This is a genomic window from Actinocrinis sp. (assembly GCF_035605935.1).
Lineage (GTDB): Bacteria > Actinomycetota > Actinomycetes > Streptomycetales > Catenulisporaceae > Actinocrinis.
This window is the reverse complement of the sequence record NZ_DATNGK010000204.1, coordinates 1-5696: the sequence shown is the minus strand read 5'-3', so window position 1 is coordinate 5696 and position 5696 is coordinate 1. Positions and strand designations below refer to the sequence as shown.

At 69.0% G+C, this 5696-nt stretch carries 4 protein-coding genes; all 4 read right to left on the bottom strand.

All coding sequences use genetic code 11. The features are described 5' to 3' along the window. Positions 1–1519: 3-hydroxyacyl-CoA dehydrogenase NAD-binding domain-containing protein (locus VN779_RS16465; protein ID WP_325724205.1), on the bottom strand; the 1519-nt coding region annotated here is incomplete at its 3' end. Next, positions 1516–2742: an acetyl-CoA C-acyltransferase gene (locus VN779_RS16460; RefSeq protein ID WP_325724204.1), complete on the bottom strand. Its 1227-nt coding sequence runs from the start codon at positions 2740–2742 to the stop codon at positions 1516–1518. The genes VN779_RS16460 and VN779_RS16465, both read right to left, overlap by 4 nt. 368 nt (positions 2743–3110) lie before the next feature. Continuing rightward, the gene (locus VN779_RS16455) at positions 3111–4364 is read right to left on the bottom strand and encodes an HRDC domain-containing protein (protein WP_325724202.1); all 1254 of its coding nucleotides are present in this window, start codon (positions 4362–4364) and stop codon (positions 3111–3113) included. Between the two features lie 210 nt (positions 4365–4574). Beyond that, complete coding sequence (locus VN779_RS16450; protein WP_325724200.1) at positions 4575–5282, bottom strand: response regulator transcription factor; 708 nt, start codon at positions 5280–5282, stop codon at positions 4575–4577. Positions 5283–5696: the final 414 nt, after the last annotated feature.

Here is a 5696-nt window from a genome sequence, read left to right as displayed (position 1 = left end):
ACTGCTTGGCAACGGCGAACGCGGTGGCCAGCGACGCGTCGTCGGTCTTCTCGGCGCGCACGATCTCGAGCAGCGGCAGCACCGCGACCGGGTTGAAGAAGTGGAACCCCACGACCCGCTCCGGGTGCTTCAACTGCGCGGCCATCGCCGTGATCGAGAGCGACGAGGTATTCGTCGCCAGCACGCAATCCGGCCGCACGACCGCCTCGACCTCGGCGAAGACCTGCTGCTTGATCGACAGCTCCTCGAACACGGCCTCGATCACGAAGTCCGCGTCCGCGAACGCGTCCTTGGTCAGCGAGCCGGAGACCAGGGCCTTGAGCCGGTTGAGCTTGTCGGCGTTGAGGCGGCCCTTGAGCGCCTGGAAGTCGAGCTGCTCGTGGACGTACTTGACGCCCTTGTCCACCCGCTCCTGATCGATGTCGGTCAGCACCACCGGCACCGCGAGCCGCTGCACGAACAGCAGGGCGAGCTGAGAGGCCATCAGACCGGCGCCGACGATGCCGACCTTGGTCACCGGCCGGGCCAGCGACTTGTCCGGGGCGCCGGCCGGGCGCTTGGCCCGCTTCTGCACCAGGTTGAAGGCGTAGATGCCGCTGCGCAGCTCTTCGCTCATGATCCGGTCGGTCAGCGCCTCGTCCTCGGCGGCGAAACCCTCGTCGCGCGAGGCGGTGCGGGCCTTGCCGATCAGCTCGAGCGCGAGGTATGGCGCCGCGGTCGCGCCGTGCACCTTCGAGTCCGCGATCTCCTTGCCACGGACGAGCGCCGCTTCCCACTCCTCGTCCGAGTACTTCTTACGCTCGACCACGAGCTCACCGCGCAGCACGCTCGCCGTCCAGGCCAGCGACTCCTCCAGGAAGTCCGCCGGCTCGAACAGCGCGTCCGCGATGCCGAGCTCGTACACCTTCGCGCCCTTGAGCTGCCGGTTCTGCGAAAGCGAGTTCTCCAGGATGACGGTCACGGCCGCATCCGGACCGATGAGGCATGGCAGCAGCTGCGTACCGCCCCAGCCGGGGATCAGGCCGAGGAAGACCTCAGGCAGCGAGAACGCCGGAACACCGGCCGAGATTGTGCGGTACGTGCAGTGCAGCCCGATCTCCACGCCACCGCCCATCGCGGCGCCGTTGATGAACGCGAAGGTGGGCACGGACAGCTCGCCGAAGCGTCGGAACACGTCGTGACCCGACTTGCCGATGGCGTAGGCCTGCTCGCGCTCGGTGACCACTTCGACGCCCTTGAGGTCGGCGCCGACGGCGAAGATGAACGGCTTGCCGGTCACGCCGGCGGCCACGATCTCGCCCGAGTCCGCGAGCCGCGCGACCTCGTCGAGCGCTGCGGCGATGTTGATCAGCCCGCGCGGCCCGAAGGTGGTCGGCTTGGTGTGGTCGAAACCGTTGTCCAGCGTGATCAGGGCGAACCTGCCCGCGCCGTTCGGCAGCTCGAGGACCCGGACCGGGGCGGAGGTGACCACCTCGTCGGGGAAGGCGTCCGCTGCCTTCTGTGCCAGCTCGCTCGTCACTTGTCGGCTCCTTCGAAGTGCGGGTTCTCCCAGATCACGGTGCCGCCCATGCCGATGCCGATGCACATCGTGGTCAGGCCGTAGCGCACCTCGGGGTGCTCCTCGAACTGCCGGGCGAGCTGGGTCATCAGGCGGACCCCGGAGGAGGCGAGCGGGTGGCCGAGCGCGATAGCGCCGCCGTATTGGTTCACCCGCGGGTCGTCGTCGGCGATGCCGTAGTGCTCGAGGAAGGCGAGCACCTGCACGGCAAACGCTTCGTTGATTTCGAACAGGCCGATCTGATCGATACTCAGCCCCGCGGAGGCGAGCGCCTTATCGGTAGCGGGAACGGGACCGTACCCCATCACCTCCGGCTCGACGCCGGCGAAGGCGAACGAAACGAGCCGCATCTTGATCGGCAGGCCCAGCTCGCGGGCCACATCCTCGGCGGCGATGATCGAGGCGGTCGCCCCGTCGTTCAGGCCCGCGGAGTTGCCGGGGGTGACCCGGCCGCGCACCCGGAACGGGGTCTTGAGCCCGGCCAGGCCCTCAAGCGTGGTGTCCGGGCGGGGCGGCTCGTCCGCAGTAGCCAAGCCCCAGCCTGCGCCGGCCAGCGTCTGCGACGTGAGCGAGTTGCGGGTCGCGACAGTCACCAGGTCCGGCTGGATCTTGCCGTCGGCGTAGGCCTTGGCGACCTTCAGCTGCGAGTTCAGCGCGTAGGCGTCGGCGCGCTCGCGGGTGATGCTGGGGAAGCGGTCGTGCAGGTTCTCCGCGGTCTGGCCCATGACCAGCGCGGACTCGTCGACCAGCTTCTCGGAGACGAAGCGGGGATTCGGGTCCACGCCCTCGCCCATCGGGTGGCGGCCCATGTGTTCAACGCCGCCCGCGAGTGCCACGTCCACCGCGCCGAGTGCGATGGCGCCGGCCACTGTCGTAACGGAGGTCATCGCGCCGGCGCACATGCGGTCGATCGAGTAGCCGGGAGTGGTCTTGGGCAGCCCCGCCAAGAGGGAGGCGGTGCGGCCGAGCGTCAGGCCCTGGTCGCCGATCTGGGTGGTCGCCGCGATCGCGACCTCGTCGATCCGCTCCGGCGGCAGCTCGGGATGACGCCGCACCAGTTCCCGGATGCACTTGATGATCAGGTCGTCGGCGCGGGTCTCGGCGTAGATGCCCTTGGGACCTGCTTTGCCGAACGGGGTGCGGACGCCGTCAACGAAGACGACGTCGCGAGCGGTACGAGGCACAGGGCACTCCTGAAGTCATCGCGTTCGTATGCTTCCGGCCAGGCCGGGACCCGGCCGAGCGGAATCCCGGCGTTGGGTCTGCGGCTATGCTACCCGTCAGTAACAAGAAGCGGTACCCGGGGATTCCAGCGTGACCCGGGCCGCTCAAGCCGCGCTTTCGTGCCCCTGTGGGAGCGGGCGAGCGGAGGAGGAGCGCAATCGGCCATGACATGGCGCGAGCCTTGCGACGCTCAAACGATCAAAGAGGCCATCGCGTCGATGGTCTGACCGGTCACTTCCGCTCATGCCGCGATTCGAGCGCCGATCTCAGGGCGAGCGAGAAACTTGTCCTCACGGCAGACCCGCGAGGCTGGGGCTGGGGTGGGGGCTCACAGCGCCGGGGGACGCACCGCCTCGCGGCGCAGCGCCGAGCCGATCACGTGCGCGGTCAGCTCCACCTGCCAAGGCCGCGCGCCGCCCGCCCTGAGCGTCTCGGCGATGACCTCGTCGTCGAGGTCGTCCGGTGGGGACCAGCACAGCCTGCGCAGCAGGTCCGGGGAAAGCAGGTTCTCCACCGGGATCAGATGCTCGTCGGCGATCGCGGCCACCGCCGGCCTTGCTGCGGCCAGCCGGGACGCCGCTTCGGGCGCGCTGCGCTCCCAGGACTTTGCCGGCGGCGGACCATCGTGCGCTGGCTGTGCCGAGGGCAGGTGAGAATCCGGCAGCACTAGGGCGCTACGCATGGCCGCGTGGTACCCGACTGCGTCGGCTGATCTCGTCCGGCCGGAGAATCCGGGCACTGCGCGCAACGCCTGGACCGTCTCGGGCAGGCTGCTCGCCGCCTCGATGATCGCGCTGTCCGGCAGCACTCGACCCGGCGTCATGTCGCGTCGGCGGGCGAGCATGTCCCGGTGCTCCCAGAGCGCACGGACTACCGCGAGGTTGCGCGGCTTACGCACCTTGTGAATGCCTGATGTCCGACGCCACGGCTCTGCACGCGGCGGGTGCGGGGCGGCGGCGAGGACTGCCGCGAACTCCTGTTCCGCCCAAGCCAGCTTGCCCTGCGCATCGAGGTCGCGGTGTACCGCCTCGCGCAGATCGACCAGCAGTTCGACGTCGAGGGCGGCGTACCGCAGCCACGGCTCCGGAAGAGGCCGCGTTGACCAGTCGTCGGCTGAGTGACCTTTCTCCAGCGAGTAGCCCAGCAGTTCCTCGACCATCGGACCGAGCCCGACGCGTGCGTAGCCTGCGAGCCGACCACCGAGCTCGGTGTCGAAGATGCGCGGGGGAGTCAGTCCCACCTCGCGCAGGCAGGTCAGGTCCTGAGCTGCAGCGTGCAGAACCCATTCGGTGTCCGCGAGCACCGCGCTCAGCGCGGAGAGGTCAGGGCAGGCGATCGGGTCGATCAGCAATGTGCCCGCGCCCTCACGTCGCAGTTGCACGAGGTAGGCGCGCTGGCTGTACCGGTAACCGGACGCGCGCTCGGCATCGACGGCAACCGCTCCGCGGCCCGCAGCGAACGCGGCCACCGCCGCCGCGAGCGCCTCGGTATCGGCGATGACGTCGGGTACGCCGTCACGCGGGACGAGGAGGGGCACGGCTTCTGGGTTAAGCGGCTGCTGCTCGCGGGCGTCAACGGTCACGCCCTTACCGTAACGCGCGAACGGCCCGCTTAGACGGTTGATTCCTGGCCATATCCGCTGACGCGTGTTGCATCAGGGCCGAGAAGCTGCTTTAGGCGGGGGTGATCGGTGTCGCATAGGTGGATCAAACGCGCGCCGGGCGCGTGGATCACCACGCGCCCGGCCAGAGCGTCTGACTGTTCCTGCTGATTCTGTTAGCGGGCTACGCGATCACGCGATGATGCCGCCGCGCATGGCCACCGCGACCATGCCCGCCCGATCGCCCGTGCCGAGCTTGCGGGCGATGCGCGCCAAGTGGCTCTTCACGGTCAGCGCGGACAGGCCCATCGTCTGGCCGATGGCCTTGTTCGAGCGGCCGTCGGCGACGAGGCGCAGCACCTCGATCTCGCGCGCGGACAGCTCGCGGCAGCCGGCGTTCATCGTGTTCGGCATGGTGCCTACGGCCAGAGCCGCCGCGGTGCCAGCCGCGCCGCTCATTGCCGCGAGCCGCTGCTGCCGCAAGTGCGGCGGCATGCCGGAGACACTGCCGAAGCCGGGCCTGGCCTGCGGGAGCGCCCGAGCGCCGGTCACCACGTAGCCGCGCACCCCGGACGCCAGCGCCGCACGCACCGCGTTCGTGTCATCGGCAGTGGAGATGGCGACCGCGCTGCTCCAGCCTGCGTTACGCATCTCGGCAAGCAGCGCGAGGCCGGGACCGTCCGGAAGGTGCACGTCCACGACGGCGATGTCGCGTGGAGTGGCCATCCTGGTCCTGGCTTCCGCGATAGTGGATGCCTCGACGACGTCGCGGACGCCGAGCGCCCACAGGTGTCGGGTAACCGAGGTGCGTACCCGCAGGTCGTGAACCACGACCATGGCGGTGAGCTTAGCTGGCCGATAGGCCAGCAGGCTCGCAGTGTGATCGACGAGTACCGACACCTGGCCTCCCGATGTTGGACGGGGATCGGCCGCAGAGGGTGGAGGAGCGGCCGGTTGGGGCTCTACGGAGGAGGAATCGGCAATGTGGGTGGCGACCTTTAGCGTGACGGCCACCCGGGTCGGCCTAACAAAAGACCCGTTCATACGGGATTCACCCCCTGCTTCCACCCGGACGGAGGCGGCGGCCGGACGCCGCTGCCCTCCCTCTGGGCGGCCCCTTCCCCTGAGCGGCTCAGCGGGCATGCGCTGACCAGCGGAGATGACCACGTGTCAGTGAGGCGCCGCACCGCCCCGACAAAGGGTGGAATCGAGACCTACCCACTCAGGCATCCGGGTAATCATGTTTCGATATTCACCTGCATGGACGAATAGACCTCCGTCGTCCAAAGTGTTGTGACTCATCCGGAACCATGC